15 protein-coding genes and 1 tRNA gene are annotated in these 19,624 nt (G+C 43.8%); 14 read left to right on the top strand and 2 right to left on the bottom strand.

Annotated elements, in window-relative coordinates:
• The first annotated feature begins 171 nt into the window (after window positions 1-171).
• From DXB58_RS01760 to DXB58_RS01740, 5 genes are all read left to right on the top strand, one after another.
• Window positions 172-756 (top strand): FKBP-type peptidyl-prolyl cis-trans isomerase, encoded by a 585-nt coding sequence (locus DXB58_RS01760; RefSeq protein ID WP_008775241.1) that lies wholly within the window; start codon window positions 172-174, stop codon window positions 754-756.
• A gap of 20 nt (window positions 757-776) precedes the next feature.
• Complete coding sequence (locus DXB58_RS01755; protein WP_009001118.1) at window positions 777-1,646, top strand: FKBP-type peptidyl-prolyl cis-trans isomerase; 870 nt, start codon at window positions 777-779, stop codon at window positions 1,644-1,646.
• Between the two features lie 159 nt (window positions 1,647-1,805).
• The gene (locus DXB58_RS01750) at window positions 1,806-2,270 is read left to right on the top strand and encodes an Lrp/AsnC family transcriptional regulator (protein WP_004302580.1); all 465 of its coding nucleotides are present in this window, start codon (window positions 1,806-1,808) and stop codon (window positions 2,268-2,270) included.
• A gap of 5 nt (window positions 2,271-2,275) precedes the next feature.
• Entirely contained in the window at window positions 2,276-2,587 is a 312-nt protein-coding gene (locus DXB58_RS01745) for a DUF4491 family protein (protein WP_004302581.1), read from the top strand.
• Window positions 2,588-2,677: 90 nt separating this feature from the next.
• Window positions 2,678-2,751, top strand: a tRNA-Ile gene (locus DXB58_RS01740).
• 187 nt (window positions 2,752-2,938) lie between these two features.
• Here the strand turns inward: DXB58_RS01740 and DXB58_RS01735 are convergent.
• The gene (locus tag DXB58_RS01735) at window positions 2,939-3,715 is read right to left on the bottom strand and encodes a Cof-type HAD-IIB family hydrolase (protein WP_122135735.1); all 777 of its coding nucleotides are present in this window, start codon (window positions 3,713-3,715) and stop codon (window positions 2,939-2,941) included.
• Window positions 3,716-3,932: 217 nt separating this feature from the next.
• Complete coding sequence (locus tag DXB58_RS01730; RefSeq protein ID WP_004323001.1) at window positions 3,933-4,436, bottom strand: RNA polymerase sigma factor; 504 nt, start codon at window positions 4,434-4,436, stop codon at window positions 3,933-3,935.
• 594 nt (window positions 4,437-5,030) lie between these two features.
• On the opposite strand from DXB58_RS01730, the gene DXB58_RS01725 reads away from it, so the two are divergent.
• The 9 genes from DXB58_RS01725 to DXB58_RS01685 all read left to right on the top strand — a co-directional run bounded on the left by DXB58_RS01725 (window position 5,031) and on the right by DXB58_RS01685 (window position 19,612).
• On the top strand, window positions 5,031-6,386 hold the full coding sequence (locus tag DXB58_RS01725) for an SWIM zinc finger family protein (protein WP_122135734.1): 1,356 nt from the start codon (window positions 5,031-5,033) through the stop codon (window positions 6,384-6,386).
• Complete coding sequence (locus DXB58_RS01720; protein ID WP_122135733.1) at window positions 6,374-9,238, top strand: DUF6493 family protein; 2,865 nt, start codon at window positions 6,374-6,376, stop codon at window positions 9,236-9,238. The genes DXB58_RS01725 and DXB58_RS01720 overlap by 13 nt, the downstream gene beginning before the upstream one ends.
• 13 nt (window positions 9,239-9,251) lie before the next feature.
• A complete protein-coding gene (locus tag DXB58_RS01715) occupies window positions 9,252-12,101 on the top strand; it encodes a DUF6493 family protein (RefSeq protein WP_122135826.1) in 2,850 nt (949 codons plus the stop codon).
• Between the two features lie 213 nt (window positions 12,102-12,314).
• Entirely contained in the window at window positions 12,315-13,088 is a 774-nt protein-coding gene (locus DXB58_RS01710) for a M15 family metallopeptidase (protein WP_122135732.1), read from the top strand.
• Between the two features lie 68 nt (window positions 13,089-13,156).
• Complete coding sequence (locus DXB58_RS01705; RefSeq protein ID WP_199487915.1) at window positions 13,157-14,347, top strand: SAM-dependent methyltransferase; 1,191 nt, start codon at window positions 13,157-13,159, stop codon at window positions 14,345-14,347.
• A 48-nt stretch (window positions 14,348-14,395) separates the two neighbouring features.
• Window positions 14,396-15,049 (top strand): hypothetical protein, encoded by a 654-nt coding sequence (locus DXB58_RS01700; RefSeq protein ID WP_008775247.1) that lies wholly within the window; start codon window positions 14,396-14,398, stop codon window positions 15,047-15,049.
• Between the two features lie 20 nt (window positions 15,050-15,069).
• The gene (locus DXB58_RS01695) at window positions 15,070-15,531 is read left to right on the top strand and encodes a hypothetical protein (RefSeq protein ID WP_122135731.1); all 462 of its coding nucleotides are present in this window, start codon (window positions 15,070-15,072) and stop codon (window positions 15,529-15,531) included.
• Window positions 15,532-15,699: 168 nt separating this feature from the next.
• The gene (locus DXB58_RS01690; RefSeq protein ID WP_122135730.1) at window positions 15,700-18,510 is read left to right on the top strand and encodes a TonB-dependent receptor; all 2,811 of its coding nucleotides are present in this window, start codon (window positions 15,700-15,702) and stop codon (window positions 18,508-18,510) included.
• 169 nt (window positions 18,511-18,679) lie between these two features.
• Window positions 18,680-19,612, top strand: coding sequence for a metallophosphoesterase (locus DXB58_RS01685; RefSeq protein ID WP_122135824.1), 933 nt, complete (start codon window positions 18,680-18,682; stop codon window positions 19,610-19,612).
• The last annotated feature ends 12 nt before the right edge of the window (window positions 19,613-19,624 follow it).

The following is a 19,624-nucleotide window of genomic DNA, read 5'->3' as shown; positions in this document are numbered from 1 at the left end:
AACTAATTCTTCAAAGAAAAGCGATTAACTTTCACAGATATAAGAATTTTTAAATAGCAAATGCTAAATCATTCAAATAAAACACGTACTTTTGCGATTCATAAATTTGCAATTGATTGAAAGCTAAAACCATGATGGTGATACATTTCAATCGCCAACAAAAAACATTATATGGATAAATTCAGTTATGCTATTGGCCTCGGAATTGGTCAAAACTTATCAAGTATGGGAATCGGAAACCTTGCGGTAGATGATTTCGCACAAGCAATCAAAGACGTATTGGAAGGCAATCAGACGGCTATCAGCCACAATGAAGCCCGCGAAATAGTAAACAAGTATTTCGAAGAACTGGAAGCTAAAATGGGTGCCGTTGCTATCGAGCAAGGACAGGCTTTCCTCGAAGAAAACAAAAAAGGACCGGGCGTAGTTGTTCTTCCCAGCGGACTACAATATGAAATTATCAAAGAAGGTACAGGCAAAAAGCCGAAAGCTACCGACCAGGTAAGATGCCACTATGAAGGAACATTGATCGACGGTACACTGTTCGACAGCTCTATCCAACGCGGAGAACCGGCTGTATTCGGTGTCAACCAAGTAATCCCGGGATGGGTGGAAGCATTGCAGCTGATGCCGGAAGGTTCTAAATGGAAACTGTATATTCCGTCAGAACTTGGCTATGGCGCAAGAGGTGCCGGAGAAATGATCCCTCCTCATAGCACACTCATTTTTGAAGTAGAATTACTCGAAGTATTATAAATAAAAAATTTCAAAGCAAAATGAAAAAAGTTAGTATTTTTATGGCAATCGCCGCTGCTGCAAGCCTTGCTTCTTGTACAGCTCAAGCTCCTAAAGCAAATCTGAAATCAGACATCGACTCACTGTCGTATTCTATCGGTATGGCGCAGACTCAAGGTCTGAAAGGCTATCTGACAGGCCGTCTGGACGTTGATACTACCTACATGGCAGATTTCATCAAAGGTTTGAACGAAGGTGCAAACAAGACTAGCAAAAAAGACATCGCTTACATGGCAGGTCTGCAAATCGGCCAGCAAATCAGCAACCAGATGATGAAAGGTATCAACCAGGAATTATTTGGCACTGACTCTACTAAAACCATCAGCAAAGAAAACTTCCTGGCAGGTTTCATCGCAGGTACTTTGGAAAAAGGCGGCGTAATGACTATGGAAGCAGCTCAAGAATATACTCGTACAGCTATGGAAACTATCAAAGCTAAAGCCTTGGCAGAAAAATACGCTGACTACAAAGCTGAAAACGAAAAATTCCTTGCTGAAAACAAGACTAAAGACGGTGTAAAAACAACTCCGAGCGGTCTGCAATACAAAGTAATCACTGAAGGTAAGGGTGAAATTCCTGCTGACACTTGCAAAGTGAAAGTAAACTACAAAGGTACTTTGATTGACGGAACAGAATTCGACAGCTCTTACAAACGTAACGAACCGGCTACTTTCCGTGCTAACCAAGTAATCAAAGGTTGGACAGAAGCATTGACTATGATGCCTGTAGGTTCTAAATGGGAACTTTACATCCCTCAAGATCTTGCTTACGGTGCAAGAGAATCTGGCAACCAGATTAAACCGTTCTCTACTTTGATTTTCGAAGTTGAACTGGTAAGCATCGAAAAATAAGGAAGTTCTTTCTAAATAGAAAAAGGAAAGAGGTGCAAAACATTTGCGCCTCTTTTTTTTGCTTTTTCCTATTTTTTTTCTCGGAAAAGAAGAATAATTAAAATAAATCTCTATATTTGCTTACTATTTGATAACAACAGGAAATTACAATTTATTATTATGGAAAGAATAGACAACCTCGACAGGCAGATCTTAGAGATTATCTCCCAGAATGCCCGCATCCCTTTTAAAGACGTAGCAGCCGAATGTGGAGTGTCACGCGCAGCTATTCATCAGCGTGTGCAAAGACTGATTGACCTAGGTGTCATTGTAGGCTCTGGTTACCACGTTAACCCGAAATCGCTGGGATACAGAACTTGTACCTACGTGGGTATCAAACTGGAAAAAGGCTCCATGTACAAATCTGTCGTAGCGGAACTACAAAAGATTCCCGAAATTGTGGAATGTCATTTCACTACAGGCCCGTACACAATGCTGACAAAACTTTATGCATGCGACAACGAACATCTGATGGATTTGCTGAATAACAAAATGCAAGAAATACCGGGTGTGGTAGCTACCGAGACATTGATTTCTCTGGAACAGAGTATCAAGAAAGAAATCCCCATCCGCGTTGAAAAATAATTGTGATGGAGTTTCTAAATGAATATCACCTTGCGGGATTATTCATCGGAATATGTACCTTTTTGATTATCGGCCTTTTTCACCCCGTCGTGGTAAAGGCCGAATACTATTGGGGTACAAAATGCTGGTGGATATTCCTGGTACTCGGCATAGCCGGTGTGGTCGCCTCATTAAGCATAGATAATGTGATTTTATCTTCTTTGCTTGGCGTGTTTGCGTTTTCTTCCTTCTGGACGATTAAAGAGGTCTTCGAACAGGAAGAGCGGGTACAAAAAGGATGGTTCCCCAAGAACCCGAAGCGCAAATATAAGTTCTAAAAATAAAGTATCGTAGTTTTTTATCAAAAGGATTTGCATAATTCGAGGGAAAATACTACTTTTGTCACCGCATCCAACAAAGGATACATCGGACTTGTAGCTCAGTTGGTTAGAGCAACAGACTCATAATCTGGAGGTCCCTGGTTCAAGCCCAGGCTGGTCCACTGAAAAATTCCTGTAAGTGAAACACTTGCAGGAATTTTTCCTTTTTATAACCATCCTCCAACTAGAGTAAAAGATAACTAATTGTTCCCAAACAGGTAAAAACAACAGCAACGGACAAAGCAGGAATAGCGAAGAATAAGGAATAGGGAAACAAGCCTATAATATTAAGCTTCAGAGCACCTAATATTAAATAATTCCAAAGTGTTTCAACGCCTTGCAAAGCCCGTCATTCTCCACCGTATCAGTAACAAAATTGGCTGAAGCTTTGACTATCTCCGATGCATTTCCCATCGCCACTCCGATTCCGGCAGCTTTCAACATAGGAATATCATTACCACCATCACCGCAAGCCATTATTTCCGTCATTCCGATCCCATAATAATCGGCAAATACCGAAAGGCCGGTTGCCTTACTTATTCCTGCCACATTCACGTCAGCAAATAAAGGATGCCAGCGCGACAAGGAAAGATTAGGCAGAAACGGCATCACCTTTTGTTCCATCTCATCATCGATATAAAAACAAAGCTGACAGCACTCTTTCTTTTCAAACAGGTCTTCAATGTCCACAACGGCCGGGATAGGGTGTTCCACGATTTTAGCAATCTGTTCGACAGTCGGAGTCAGACGATTGACAAACACACCTTCATCCAATTCAATAGCGACTGCAAAATCAAAGGCCTTTGCTATTTCCATGGCCTTCTTAAAATCATCTTTCGGAATAAGATGCTTTCTTATCACAGTGCCATCCCGCAAAACACAGTCGGCTCCATTCAATGCTATAATTCCGTCATACGGAACATCAGCTATTTCATGAAGGTCGCCTGCAGCTCTACCGGTAGCAATGACGATTCGAATTCCACCGTCATGAATCTTCCTAAGGGCATCAACAGAGGATGACAACACTTTATGAGTTTCAAAACTTACCAATGTTCCATCCACATCGAGCATGATCGCTTTTATCATAACATTTATATCTTTATTTATTCTTTGACTATTTAGAAAAGCAAATCGACTATCCTCGACAGATAAGCCCAAGCAGTCAATTAAACAGTGACAAAGTTACTGAAAAAATTCCCATAACAAATACAGACCTCCAACACCTAAAATAAAAAAGGCAAAAGGAAACGAAATCCTTTTGCCCTATACCTATTGATACCAACTGAAAATTGATAGTGAACGCTTAGCGGAAGTCCTTCAATTCTTCCTGCAATTTCTGACGGGTAAAGAATATGCGGCTCTTTACAGTACCTAACGGAAGATTCAGCTTTTCTGCAATCTCACGGTACTTGAATCCTGAAACGTGCATGGCAAACGGAACTCTGTATTCTTTGGGCAGAGCATTGACTACACGATGCATTTCTTTTAAATCGTAAGCTCTTTCCGTACTTTCAAAACCTGAATCTTGTGGCAGGTTTAGGTGATAGAGGTTTTCAGTCTGATCGACAAATGTCTGATCGCGCACTACTTTGCGGTAATTATTAATAAAGATGTTCCGCATTATAGTATACATCCATCCTTTGAAATTTGTGTCGGGGGTATATTTATCTTCGTTATCCAATGCTTTTAATGAGGTTTCCTGTAACAAATCGTTTGCTTCTTCACGATCGGTTGTCAGTTTATATGCAAAACGGAGTAATTCATCCTGTACTCCTATCAGATCTTTCCTGAAGCTTAAACTTTTCATATACGTTATTTTTAAATTGTGAGTATTCGTTATAATCATTTCGATGTTGCAAGTTTACGGGTTTTCGGCAAACATGACAGGTGAAGAACAGACATTGTTTAGGGGAAAATCTATCGGTTGATAGAATTTAGGTCATTTTTGATAGTATTCAGGTGGTTTTAAGGCTGTCTTTATAGCGAAAATCCCATTTTGAAGCCACACCTGACTCAAAATGGGATAACACAAACAAAACAAACAATATTAGCGATTTTCACAAACAGCTGTCTTTTTCATCTTTAAAAATTCATAAGACTTAATTTAGATTATGTTGCTAAAACATTCTAATTATGGGAACAAAAGTATCATTTTCTGGCAAAAAGGAACGTAGGATTTAAGAATAGTTATAAAGAATAATTGTTTTATGTATAAAAAATTGTGCCTGACTATAAAGAATTGTATTTAATATTTGCTGCCCAAAGAGGCATAAATGCTTCATTTGACGATATTTTATAATATCAGTATCTCAAAGCGATGTAAATTCTCCTACTTCTTTTTTTCACTAAGAATTAATTTCTATATTTGGAGAATATACAACCAAATTCAGATTTATTATCTATGACTGATACCATCTCTTACCAATATGCAGCTCCTTCCGCACTGCAACGGTCGGCCGGTCAGGACGAACTGTTTCTTGCCAAATACAGCGAAATAGAAAAGAAAGAAGCACCCTGTTTCTTTTGGGGAAAGTTGACACAACCCTATATGACAGCACGCTGCCTCATCACATTATCCAATGTTGTACAGTCCAGTTTCAATCTCACACCGGCACAGCTTTCCATGCTGAAAGATCCGATTGTAACCGCAGGAAATGACCGCCTGCGCTTTGAAGGATTTTCTAATTGTGCAGGTGTATATGCCAGGGTCGACGTACTTCCTGACGGACACGACGGAGAATTTCTGGAAAACGGGACAACAAACGTAGATTTTAACCCCGGAATGATTTCCGCTTTAGGAGGAATAGGCAGACAGGAGAATGTGGTGATGTCGGTCGGTCCCAAAGAAGTGGGACTTTATCATAAAGGTGAGAAAGTGATAGAACGGAAAGTACCCCTTCCTGTGAAATGGATAAAAGGGTTGACGACGGTACAAATTTATCAATCCGTTGCGGAACAGCTCTACTCCTTCAATCGCATACAAACCTTGCAACTCTTCCAGACTCTTCCGAAAAGTAGCGTGAAATGCGACTATTATTTAGTGATGCGCGGTCAAAAACCCGCCTTTTCACCGGTGAAAAGCATGAATGCCGTCTGCATTGGAGGACTTCATCGCTTACGTCTGCTCGAGCCCTTGTTTCCATTTGCCGATGAGCTGAAAGTCTTTGCGCATCCCACCATGCAATCTACCATTTGGCAACTTTATTTCGGCCCGGTACGCTTCAGCCTTTCTCTTTCCCGCGAATGTTGGAGAGGATTTTCCGGAGAAGGCGCCGCACTGGAATCTCTGCTCGAAGATGTTCCCGAAAGATGGATAGAGGCAATGGACAAATACAGTTATGCCAACCAACAGTTCAACCCCATTCTTTTTGCCATAGAGGAACATATTGACCTGGATAAGGTAGATTCTCTCGCGGCACGGCTGGCAGCCATGGGGTTATTGGGATTCGATTTGGATGAAAACAGCTTCTTCTACCGTCGCCTGCCTTTCAAAACCGAACGTATTTTAAGTCTCAATCCTCGAATGATAGCAGCAGAAAAACTACTGGAAGAAGAAAAAGTAGAAATCATATCGAATGACGAGAAACGGACAGAAGCACGCGTGGCAGGAAGCGGAGGTGTCAGGCATACGGTCATTCTCGACAGAGAGAGTGAGAAGGAGCGTTGCACTTGCACCTGGTTCAGCAGCAATCAGGGAGAACGGGGAGCTTGCAAACATATTCTGGCAGTAAAGAAACTAGTACAATGGAAGAATTAAAAAAAGAACTGGAGAAATTATCCAAGGCTTATGTGGATACTCCGGAGAATGAAGAGAAGATATTAATCCCTTTTGTTAAGAGATTACTGGAGTTACCAATGAAAGAAAGGCGGAAACTGCTGCCGGTTATCCGAGATTTACAATGGATAAAAAGTAAGTTTGCCGGTTTCAGTAGTGAGACAACCTGCAGTGCGGCACGGGCACATTTTCTATCTGCTGTCCAGTTTGTCTGCGCCAACAAACGGGAGATGGATATGGCATATCATGTGAAGTTTGATATGCTTTGCAAACTACTCCCGCTCTACTACCCCACCTGGTTGACTGATTTTATCAATGATGACAAAACTTGGTTTAATTTCGATCTCAATTACGAACAGCTGATGCAGCTCATGGATATGGGATACCTCAAAGAAATCGCTCCAAGCCGCATTGCACATGTACTCCCCTGGATTACCCGTATCAGAAATAAAGAACCTAAAGGAAACGATACTTTCAACAGTGAGTTATTACTCAAGCGTGACATCACCCTGAAAGAACATATCTGGACGATTTTCGAATACGAATCGTCCATCGGTTATCAAGATGATTGCGCCAAAGAGGCTTATAAAAAAGGAGTTACCGCACGGGATGAAAGTATCAGTGCCGCTCTCTACCGCTTTTCGCTGGACGGCCATCTGGATAGAGAACGCCTATTAAAAGCCACACTCGCCACTTTCCACCGGAGTTTCAAGAAAGACATGGCAGGATGGTTTGCCGGATTCTTCGAAACCCTGCAACCAACTACCGGAGAACTGTTATCCTTGCAAGAAGAGATGATGCAAATATTCACCTCTTCCTATACCAAACCGGTGAACGTGATGTTGCAACAGTTGAAAAATATTGCATCCGAAGAAGGATTCCGTTATCAGGAATTCATCGAACGGGCAACCACCCTTTTCTTCTCCAGCCCAAAAAACTCGCTGCTTACCATTTACGCCCTCTTTGAAAAGATCGTCGCACAACATCCCGAGATGAAAGAGCCCTGCTGCATCATTCTCTGCCAACTCTTCTTGAAGAAAGACGAAAGCCTGCAAAAGAAAGCCGCTAATTTTATATCAAAGTATGGAGACGCTTCTTCATCCAATCTCCAAGAAACACTGCAATCTTATCAACCGGAGATGTTTCAAAGCGTGTATACGATACTCTCGTCTTTTAAACCGCAGCCTGCAGAAGAAGCCCATGAACCTGATGTAAGTGTGGGAGAAACGGTACGACGCATCTGCAAGGAAGACAACCTTATTTCCTTCCCCGCCAACAAAGAAGATTTCCTGTTCCAGCTTAGTCGTTTGTTCGACATGGAGGAAAGTTGGGAGATAGAAACAACCATTGCCGCCATCATTGCTTTCCATCCCCAATTGGACAAAGAAGATCTCAACCGGATGGAACCGGTTTTCCAACGGGCTGCCACTATCGTTGCCAATGGTTGGGAGCCATACGAAGATCTTCTCGCTACCTTCCTACTGGAATATCAACGTTTATGGGCACAGAAAGATACCTCCAACACTGGATTTTTGAGAAATATGTTCACCCGATTGGAAGAAAGACTGAAAGGAATAGATGAAAACAGAGGAGCTTATGACGAGCGCTCTTTCAAACGACTTGCCGACTGGAAACCCAGCTATAGCAACGCAACCTGTTTCACGCCCATCAAACAGCTATGGCTGAATGTGATCCGTAAAATAAAAGGAGGCAATGCCCTCCCTCTACTTTCTACTCCCACCCATACCCCGGCATACGTACAGGCTACCGAACTGATACGCCGGCTTGCCGTATATCAGAAAGCAGGAACGAAACCCTGTCCATGGGATTTTCAGCTAGCTATTGCCCGCTGTGCCATGGAAGACAAAGAAGAAGCCATCGCCACCGCCCGACAACTGTTGCAAGATGAATACCTGCATCTCTCTCTGTTCCTGTTGGATGAAAACACGCTACCCGAACCGCCCTACAATCATCCGACCGCCTGGGTGGCCGCCGGACTGGTAAAAGCACCGGAGACGGAATTCGAAGCATTCAAATCTTTCGCCTGTAACACATTACCACACAACTATCTGACAGGAGACTACGAGTGGAAAGAGGTAAAACCCAAAGAGAAATCATACGAAACAGACAGGCGTCTGCTCCAACTCGAGTTCTACAAATGGCATACATATGCCGAATGCAACAGCCATCAGTTATGGCAGGAACATCTGATTATCAACAGTAAATATAACATGGATGATTCCCGTTACATGGAACCTTTGTTATGCTGCTTTCCCAACCGCCCGGAACCATTAATAGCCCAGATTATCACTTGCTACATGACATTCGGTACTCCGCAGGAAGATAGCAAACGTACCCTAGCCTGTGCCTTGCGCATGCTGTTGTCTTTCCACTGCCCGCTCAAAGAGATGAGTTTGCTTCTACTAAGTGGTTCGCTGCTTTTTGTAGACAAAACAGTCCGTTCCTATGCAGCCGAATTATGGGTAGAAGGAGTATCCACAGGAAGAGTAAACAATCACCGGATAGGAGAAATCCTGGCCCGCCTCATCCAGATGGAACTTGCTCCGCTAAAACGCTTCACCACCCAAGTGTACGAAAGCATGTACAAACGAAGTACTTTCCACAACCAGCAACTGGAAGCACTGCTCACAGAATTTATAGGCGGATTGCCCGACAAACCTGTTACCGGACTCAAACAACTGCTCGAACTTTATCTGGAGCTATTGACCATCAACCATAGCAAGGTTACAGACGAACAACTCCTGCAACGCCTGCAAGAATGGAGCACAAACTGCAACCTGAAAAAAGTGACGACTTCACTCAACAACCTATAACAAATTCATGATTATGACCATAGAAGAACGCCTCAACGAGATAGTAGAAAAAGGACAAGGCGATGCCATCATCCCTTTTCTGCAAGGACTAACACAGGAAGAACGAAAAGCACTTGTTCCCTGCCTTAACAAATTGGAAGAACACTACAATAAATTCGTGCAACTTAACGAAAACACATACGGTACACGCGGAACTCCCGAACAGCATCGTATCATCAATCTTACCGCACTCGTCATCTACTCGCTGAAAGAATTCCGCAAACACCAATGGGGAATCTATACGGAACAACTGAATGAATTGATCCCATGGTATATTCCTTCCTGGCTCGACAGTTTCTTCAAAGAGGGTGAAAGCAAGGAATTCGGCGGTTTCTATGGAATGAATTACGAAACTCTGATGGATTGGATAGAACAGGGAGTACTCACCCTAACACCCTCTCCGCAAACCATCGCCGGTTATTTGGTGAACTACATGAACAACACCGATTTCCTGCAAAAGCGGGCAATCACACTCAAAGAACATATCTGGTATCTGTTCCAATACGATTGCGAGCAAAACTGGACGGATAATCGTACAGGTGGACAGCCTTATTTCTCTTTCAGATACTTCGTAGAACACGGTCAACTAGATCGTATGCGTGTATTAAAAGAATCTCTGCTTGCCGTCAACCGGAATCTGAACAAAAACCTAAGCAGTTGGTTTGCAGGCATGTTCACCGCACTTAGCCCCAATATAGAAGAACAGTTGACACTACAACCGGAAATATTCGCCGTTCTGTCCGCCCCTCACAGCCGTCCGGTAAATATCATACTCGGATTGCTGAAGAACCTATGCACTCACCCACAATTCCAGGTTGAAGAGTTTCTAAGTCAGACTTCCGTGCTTTTTGCTTCGAATGTGAAAGCGATTCACCAAAACACACTGGCTGTGCTCCATAAGCTGGCAAAAGAAAGAAAAGAACATCGCGACGCTATCTGTTGTGCAGCCGCACAAGGATTGATGAGTCGGGAAGAATCCACCCAAAGTAAGATAGTCAAACTGATTCAGACGTATGGAGAGACAGCATCCACCACATTAAAAGAGGTACTTTCCATATATACGGAAACCATGTTGGCCAATACTAAAAAGGAGTTGAAAGCGTATTTGGAGAATAACGAGCCGGAAGATTCCGTCTCTTTCACGTATGAGCCAATACTCCCTATCATCCATGAAGACAACCGGATACAAGAAATCACTTCCACCGAAGACCTCATATTTCTAGCCAGCCAAGTGCTTGACGTGAACGAGATCTATCACTTCGACCTGTTACTCGGCGCCTTAGTGGAATGGGACCAGCGACAGGAAGCAAAACAAATCTCTCAATGGACCCCCATTCTCCAACGTGCCTACAAATTGCTGATGAGTGGAGGGAGTTCCAGAAACGGTATATTAGACCAGTTAATGGCCACCTTCCTCCTTGACTATGCCAAACTGCTGATTAAACGTTTCCCTGAAGAAGCCCAAGAGTTAAACGACTTACATCAGAAAATGGTACAAAAAGACGAACTTCAAAAAGGCAAATGGGGGTATCGTAATCTGCAAAAACTCACCATTCGTGAAAAGACGAACAAAAAAATAAAGTTCCCCGTTCATAAGCAACTGTTATGCCGGACATTAGACCTTCTGGAAAGCAAGGGGAAACCTTTGCCCCTATTGTCCACTCCCACTCATACACCGATGTTTATCGCTCCGGACCCCCTGATAGAAAGGTTAAAACAATATCAGCAGGCAAATGCCGAACCGGACGATATGGATATGCAAACGGCACTTTCACGAGTGGCACTGGAAAGTTCGTCGCAAGAGCTTCCTCTGCTCCTCCAAAGTTTGAAAGGAGAATACCGGCACCTGCTCACTTTTTTGCTGGGAGAAAAAGACGTACTTCCCCAAGCACCTTTCAATCATCCTTCCTGGTGGATGATGGCAGGATTAATGAAATCACCGGAAACAATCTATGCTGAATTTAAAGACTTCTCTTATAATAAAGGTCCACGTGAGTTCCTGACCGGAAACTTTAAGTGGAGAACCTATCAGTATACTGACTCGTACACGGATTATAACAAGAAAACGGTAGAATGGATTTGTTCAACTCTTACTTTCGATATTCCGGAAAGCGAGAATTCTCATGTCATCAATAAAGATGAATATAATGAAAGAGTCAGTTACTATTCATACGACCCGCATCCGTTACTGGTTGAAATGTACCCACAAATAGAACGTTTCGATGACATACAGAACGACTTACCACGTTTGGCATGGTTAACTCCCAATATACCGGAGCCACTATTGGTATGGTGCATCCGCAGTGCCATATACGACCCGATGTTAAATGAAGTAAGGGAAACAGGTATCACCCAAGCTGCCATTGAAGCACTTCATCAGTTAAGGCATACATGGTACGAAGTGTCTTATCTGCTGGAAGCCACTTGCATGCTGGCAGCCGATAAAACTTCCCGTTCCTATGCCGCCGAAATCTGGATAGAGCGTGTAGGTCAAGACCGCATAGACAGTGGACGTATAGGCAGCATCTTAGGTTCGCATCAACATACCGGCTGGGGACCGCTGAAAAGACTCACCGACCTGATGCAGCAACAAATGATAAACGTCAGTCCGCTGCATAATCGGGAATTGGAGAAACTAATCGTGGCAATGTTGGCCGGACTTCCAGAAAAGCCTGTCAAAGACTTAAAGAAATTACTGGAAATATATGCAGAGCTGTTATCCATCAACCATAGCAAAGCCGAAGACGAACACGTTTTACACCTGCTTGACGTATGGAAAGGAATACCCAATCTGAAGAAAGTGGTGGCTAATATCCAACGATAAGGAGAAGCGGTTAATACTACTTAATCTCTTACTCCGTGCCACTATATTGGCACAGTTGTGCCATCGAAGTGGCATCGTTGTGCCAATGTGCTGGCACGACTGTGCCAACGAGGTGGCACAACCTTGGCATTCGAATATCGGGATTTAGAGTATAGCCTATTGGAGCTAAAGCCTAAAAGAAGTATCTTTGGCACACTAAATACAAAAGGTTGAATGATTATTCTAAAATATAGTTTAGCTATTTTTTGTTTGCTGCTGACAGGATGCTCCTTCTTTTCCAGTCATAAGGAAAAGGAGAGTACCCCCCTCATGGAATACGAACATACGACGGAGGATATACAACCACACGAAGAATGTTCCACCATCTCACCACCGGAGCGAAGCGAAATGGCTCTCTACATGGACTCATTAGGACTCGTCAATATAGTTGACCTGGATAGCAGTCTCGTTGTAAAACTGATGTATACGCAGGCTGATAATTTCACGGGTGAAGTGCTTTACGACAACTTAACGGAAGCCTACCTGCATCCGGATGCGGCATACGCTCTGATAGAAGCACAAAAAGCCTTAAAGAGACTACACCCGTCTTACAGTCTTATCATTTACGATGCGGCACGTCCCATGTCGGTACAGAAAAAGATGTGGAACGTAGTGAAAGGAACGTCCAAATATAAATATGTCTCCAACCCCAACCGGGGAGGCGGATTGCACAACTACGGACTGGCAGTAGACATCAGTATCCAAGACTCTCTGGGACAACCCCTGCCGATGGGTACCAAAGTAGACCACTTAGGCATGGAAGCACACATCACAGACGAGATCGGATTGGTACATAATGGAAAAATGAGTGAAACAGAGCGTCAGAACCGGTTACTGCTACGAAAAGTGATGAAAGAGGCCGGATTCCGTGCATTACCCAGCGAATGGTGGCATTTCAATTTTTGCAGCCGGGACGTAGCCAAACAGAAGTATAAGTTAATACCATAACCGACACTCAACACCCCCATAATCAGAGCTCGACGATTCATTGTAATATCCTATAACACAATAACACCATGATGCAAATCTCTCCTGAAACCCAACTTTTTATTCGCGAACATTCATCGGACGATGTACGTGCGCTGGCTTTACAAGCTAAAAAGTACCCGGATATAGATATGCCAACTGCCATCACCCAAATTGCAGGAAGGAAGGTAGCGGCCGAAAAGATTCCTTCATGGTGGGAGATCGAAAAGATATGGTATCCGAAACATCTGTCGCTGGAACAATGCTCTTCAGAAATCACCGCCCGCTACAAAGCACGTCTTTTGCAGGGAGATTCTCTGACCGACCTCACCGGCGGATTCGGCATTGACTGTTCTTTTCTTGCCACCGGATTCAAGTCCGCCACTTACGTAGAACGTCAGGAGGAACTCTGCGAAATAGCAGCACATAACTTTCCCGTACTGAATCTAAACCATATAAACATAAAAAACGAAGACGGAGTAACCTACCTGCAAGCAATGTCCCCCGTAGACTGCCTTCTCCTCGACCCCGCACGTCGCAATGAGCACGGCGGAAAAACGGTTGCCATCTCCGACTGCGAACCAAACGTAGCCGAACTGGAAGAGCTTTTACTTCAAAAGGCCAACCGGGTAATGATAAAACTCTCCCCCATGCTCGATCTTTCATTGGCACTGAAAGAACTGAAACAGACACAAGAAGTTCACATTCTGTCCGTCAACAACGAATGTAAGGAACTACTTATCCTACTCGGACAAACATCACCGACAGAAATCTCCATTCATTGCGTGAACCTCTCCACGAAAGGGACTCAAGAAGAACAACACTTTGTATTCACCCGCGAACAGGAGCAATACAGCGAATGTACGTATACGGATTCTTTAGAAACCTATCTTTACGAACCGAATGCCTCCCTTCTGAAAGCCGGTGCTTTCCGTAGCATTGCAGCAGCTTACCCTGTCCGCAAACTGCATCCCAATAGCCATCTTTATACTTCCGATACTTTCATTGAAAACTTCCCCGGAAGAATATTCCGTATTGTCAACCAGTGCAGTTTCAATAAAAAAGAAGTAAAGGAGAATCTGACAGACCTGAAAAAAGCAAATGTGACTGTCCGTAACTTCCCCGCCACAGTAGCCGAACTCCGCAAACGAATCCATTTGGCTGAAGGAGGAGATACCTACTTATTTGCCAGTACATTAAATAATGGGCAAAAAGTGCTGATTCGCTGTGAGAAAGTCTGAACTATTTTCTATTTTTGCAAAAAAGAAACACAATCTAAACTAATCCAGATGAATCAAACACTCATAAAAGCGATTCTATTACTAATCGCATTCACCTTGTCCTGTCACACTCCACTTTTCTCACAGAGAGATTTTGAGCGACACGAGTTCTCTTTTCACGCGGGCTACGGTGTTATGTTCCATCACCCTCCCACACTCACGTTAAGCACCCATAGCTACCAACGTACACTCGCACAAGGCGTAAGCTGGGATGGACAATATAATTTCCGCCCTCTCAAACGTTTTGTCTTTGGAGGAATCTACTCCGGATTTTCTTCCAAAGGAAGTCATCCGGAAGGGAAGGACCATTTATGGGTTCATTTCATTGGTACTCAAATCGGAATGTGTAATGCCAACACCAAACATTGGCAAATCCGCGTAACAACCGGTCCTGGTGGAGTCATTCTACGGAACAACAGTGAGGTGTTCGGCAAAACACGGAAAGTAAAAGCCTTCACTATTGGTCTTTTGACCAATGCCAATCTCACCTATAAGCTGAATCCCAATCTGGGAGTCAGTCTAGGAGTACAATATATGTATAGCGAACTGCTTAGAATGAGAACCCACTATCACGGAGAAAGGGTTATTGTAAAACTCGATGGCAATGATGATACCAACCTCACACGAATAAATTTCACTACGGGATTATCCTATTATTTCTAACATTCACTAAAAAAAGCGCTATGAAGAAATATATACTCATTCTTTTTTCCATCATCAGCTTTTGGAGCTGTACGGAAGATGAATCGATTGACATCACAGTTTTACCTTCTGCCACCACTACAGGTGCCAACACCTTTGGCTGCCTGATGGACGGATGGATTTATGTGGGAGGACGGTACCTGAATTGGGGACACTCGTATGTCTGGACGTATGATTCATTCCACTACTATTCGGAGGAAGACAAACTATCCGTCAATGTTTCCGTCACACCTGACATCAACATACACTTCACCATTTTATCTCCCCGGGAAGGCAAAGAAGCAACTCTCACCGATATACGGTTCAGAGGAGAAGAACTGGAAGACGGAACAGCCTTTATAAGCCGTTTCGACCCAGAATTGAATATTATCAGTGCAACCTTCGGCAACGGCAAACGTCTGACTAACGGACGTTTTGATATTCATTATACAACACAACAATAATAACGGTGGCGACAGTAATAACAGCAGCAACACATCCTCTCATCCGGAGCTTCCGGATGCTGTAATATAAACGTAGCATAATTGTTACGCGTTCTTCAACCGGCTGTAAAAAGTAAGAAACGTCAACCCTCTACTTTTGCAGCAAATAATTAACGCACGCTAACATTTATGAAACGATTTTTGAAATTTGTCTCATTCGTTCTTTTAGTCATGAGCACAAGCGGTAACACTTTCGCAGAAGAAAAAGTGAACATAGTCAGACAAGGCACTATCCGCGGACGCATTGTAGATACTTCCAAACAAACCCTCCCGGGAGCATCCATCTACATCGAAAAATTACATACCGGAGTGACGAGCGATGTCAACGGTTATTATACTTTCGCCAATCTTACTCCAGGCACATACACTATCAAAGTCAGCTACGTAGGCTACTCACCCGTTGAAATGAAAATCACCATTCCGGCCGGAAAGACACTCGAGAAAGACGTAGTCTTGAATGAAGGACTCGAGTTGCAAGAGGTAGTAGTAGGCGGAGCTTTCCAGGGACAACGACGCGCCATCAATTCGCAGAAGAACAAGCTGGGGATCACTAATGTCGTTTCAGCCGATGAGGTAGGTAAATTTCCTGATTCCAATATTGGGGATGCGTTGAAACGTATCAATGGCATCAACGTACAATACGATCAGGGGGAAGCCCGCTTCGGACAAGTACGCGGCACTTCAGCCGATCTTAGTTCCGTTACAATCAACGGCAACCGCCTCCCTTCTGCCGAAGGTGACACACGCAACGTCCAACTCGACTTGATCCCCGCTGATATGATACAGACCATCGAAGTAAACAAAGTGGTTACTTCGGACATGGATGGAGACGCCATCGGCGGTTCTATCAATCTGGTCACTAAAAGTACGCCTTACAAGAGAGTTATCAGTGCTACAGCTGGGACTGGATATAACTGGATCAGCGAGAAAGCCCAACTGAACCTGGGTTTCACTTACGGCGACCGTTTCTTTAACGACAAACTGGGAATAATGGCAGCCGTCTCTTATCAAAATGCGCCGGTAGGTTCGGATGATGTAGAATTTGAATACGATGTCAACAAGAAAGGGGAAGTCGTAATGGTGGAAGCACAAAAACGCCAGTACTACGTGACACGTGAACGCCAAAGCTACTCACTTGCCTTCGACTACGAAATAAACCCGAACCACCGACTGACGCTGCAAGGCATCTACAACCGTCGTCACGACTGGGAAAACCGCTATCGCGTCACCTACAAGGACCTGGACAAAACAGGACTGGACGATGAAGGCGAAATGCAACAATCTGCCCAGATAGAGACTAAGGGAGGTACCCCCAACAACAGAAATGCCCGTCTGGAACTACAACAGACAATGGATTTCAGTCTGGACGGAGAACACCAGTTCGGTAAACTGTCCATGAACTGGGGAGCTTCTTACGCACGTGCCAGCGAAAACCGCCCGAACGAAAGATATTTTAATCTGAAACAGGACTTTCTCGGATTTAACTTCGTAGATGCAGGCGGTCGTTTCCCGTATGTGACAACAGACGTAAGTCTGCACAACGGCGAAGTGGATGGTGAAAGAGGTAAATGGAAAGTGAAAGAACTGACTGAAAGCAATCAGGAAATCTACGAAAAAGACTTGAAATTCAAAGTTGACTTCGAACTGCCGCTGGTTAACGGAATCTATGGAAACAGCCTGAAATTCGGAGCCAAATACGCATCTAAGACTAAAAATCGTGACGTGACCTGCTACGACTACGCAGATGCATACAAAGATACCTACCAGGCAGAATACATGAACAATCTCACAAGCCAGATTCGCGACGGTTTCATGCCCGGCAATCAGTATAAAGCCACCGATTTCGTATCGAAAGAATATCTGGGTTCGCTCGACCTGAAAAATATGGAAGGTGAACAAGTGCTCGAAGAATCTTCCGGCAACTATCACGCTAAAGAAAATGTCACTTCCGCTTTCTTCCGCTTCGACCAGAACTTGGGAAAGAAACTAAAAATGATGCTGGGACTCCGCATGGAAGCCACTCATATCAAATACGACGGCTGGAACTGGCTGGTGGATGAAGACGAAAATGAAACGCTTCAACCGACCGGGAATCATAAGAACAATTATACCAACTGGCTCCCCAGCGTATTATTGAAATATGATGTAACCGATGACTTCAAAGTACGCGCATCTTTCACAGAGACATTGAGCCGTCCTAAATATTCCGCATTAATCCCATGCGTCAATGTCAACCGCAGCGATAACGAACTGGTAATGGGTAACTCCGACCTGACTCCCACCATTTCCTACAACTTCGATTTAAGTGCCGATTACTATTTCAAGAGTGTCGGTCTGGTCAGCGCAGGTATCTTCTATAAAAAGATCAATGACTTTATTGTCGATCAGGTAATTGGTAATTATACCTACCAGAATAACGAATACAAGAAGTTCACCCAACCCAAAAACGCAGGTGATGCCGACTTGCTTGGCGTAGAACTTACCTATCAACGCGATTTCAGCTTCATTGCTCCCGCATTGAAATGCGTAGGATTCTACGGTACATACACCTATACTCACACCAAAGTGAACAACTTCAACTTTGAGGGACGCGAAAATGAGAAAGACCTTTCCCTGCCCGGTTCTCCCGAACACACGGCAAATGCATCGCTCTACTTTGAGAAAAAAGGATTCAACGTGCGTCTATCCTACAACTTTGCATCCAGCTTTATCGATGAAATGGGAGAGGTTGCCGCACTTGACCGTTACTACGATGCCGTAAATTACATGGACCTGAATGCAAGCTATACATTCGGCAAGAAGTTCAAAACAACGTTCTATGCAGACGCTACCAACCTATTGAACCAACCTTTACGTTATTATCAGGGCACTAAAGACCGTACCATGCAGTCAGAGCACTACGGTGTAAAGATAAATGCCGGTGTAAAAATAAACTTCTGATACGAACTAAATCACACCATTTATTCCTTTAAAAGGAAGCCCCCGTTGGTTTAAAAGGAACGGGGTGTTGGTTTAAAAGGAACGACCTCTTCCTTTTAAACCAACAAACCCGAAAAATCGAAGTAATTACGTACATTTATAAATCACTAATATACAACAGAATATGAATATTAAGATTAAAAGTTTATTGATTCTCTCCCTGATCTTCGTCTGCACATTTGTTCAGGCACAGTTGACGGATTACTCTATATTTGACAAGAAGTTTAACTTCTATGTAGCGAACGATTTAGGGCGTAACGGCTATTACGACCAAAAGCCAATTGCCGAATTAATGGGTACGATGGGCGAAGAGATAGGCCCCGAATTTGTTCTGGCTACCGGAGACGTTCATCACTTTGAAGGAGTCCGCAGCGTAAACGACCCCTTGTGGATGACCAACTACGAATTAATTTATTCGCATCCGGAACTGATGATTGACTGGTTCCCTATCCTGGGAAACCATGAATATCGTGGAAACACGCAAGCCGTATTGGATTACACCAACATCAGCCGCCGCTGGACAATGCCCGACCGTTATTACACCCGGACATTCGAAGAGAAAGGTGCCACCATCCGCATTATCTGGATCGACACCACTCCTCTGATCGAGAAATACCGCAAGGAAAGTGACAAATATCCCGACGCCTGCAAACAGGATGTCAGCAAACAACTGTCATGGTTGGAATCTGTGCTTGCCAATGCCAAAGAGGACTGGATTATCGTAGCCGGACACCATCCCATCTACGCTTATACCCCCAAAGAAGAAAGTGAACGACTGGACATGCAGAAACAGGTTGACTCCATCTTACGCAAACATAAGGTAGATATGTATATCTGCGGACACATTCATAACTTCCAGCATATCCGTGTTCCGGGAAGCGACATCGACTATATCGTCAACTCCGCCGGCTCACTGGCACGCAAAGTGGAGCCTATCGAAGGAACGAAATTCTGTAGCCCCGAACCGGGCTTCTCCGTTTGTTCTATCGACAAAAAAGAGCTCAACCTTCGTATGATAGATAAAAAAGGGAATATACTTTATACGGTTACCCGAAAGAAATAAATTCTCTTGATG

Source organism: Bacteroides sp. OM05-10AA (assembly GCF_003439055.1).
Taxonomy (GTDB): domain Bacteria; phylum Bacteroidota; class Bacteroidia; order Bacteroidales; family Bacteroidaceae; genus Bacteroides; species Bacteroides intestinigallinarum.
Note: the sequence above shows the minus strand (reverse complement) of the source record. Positions and strands in the feature narration are given on the sequence as shown.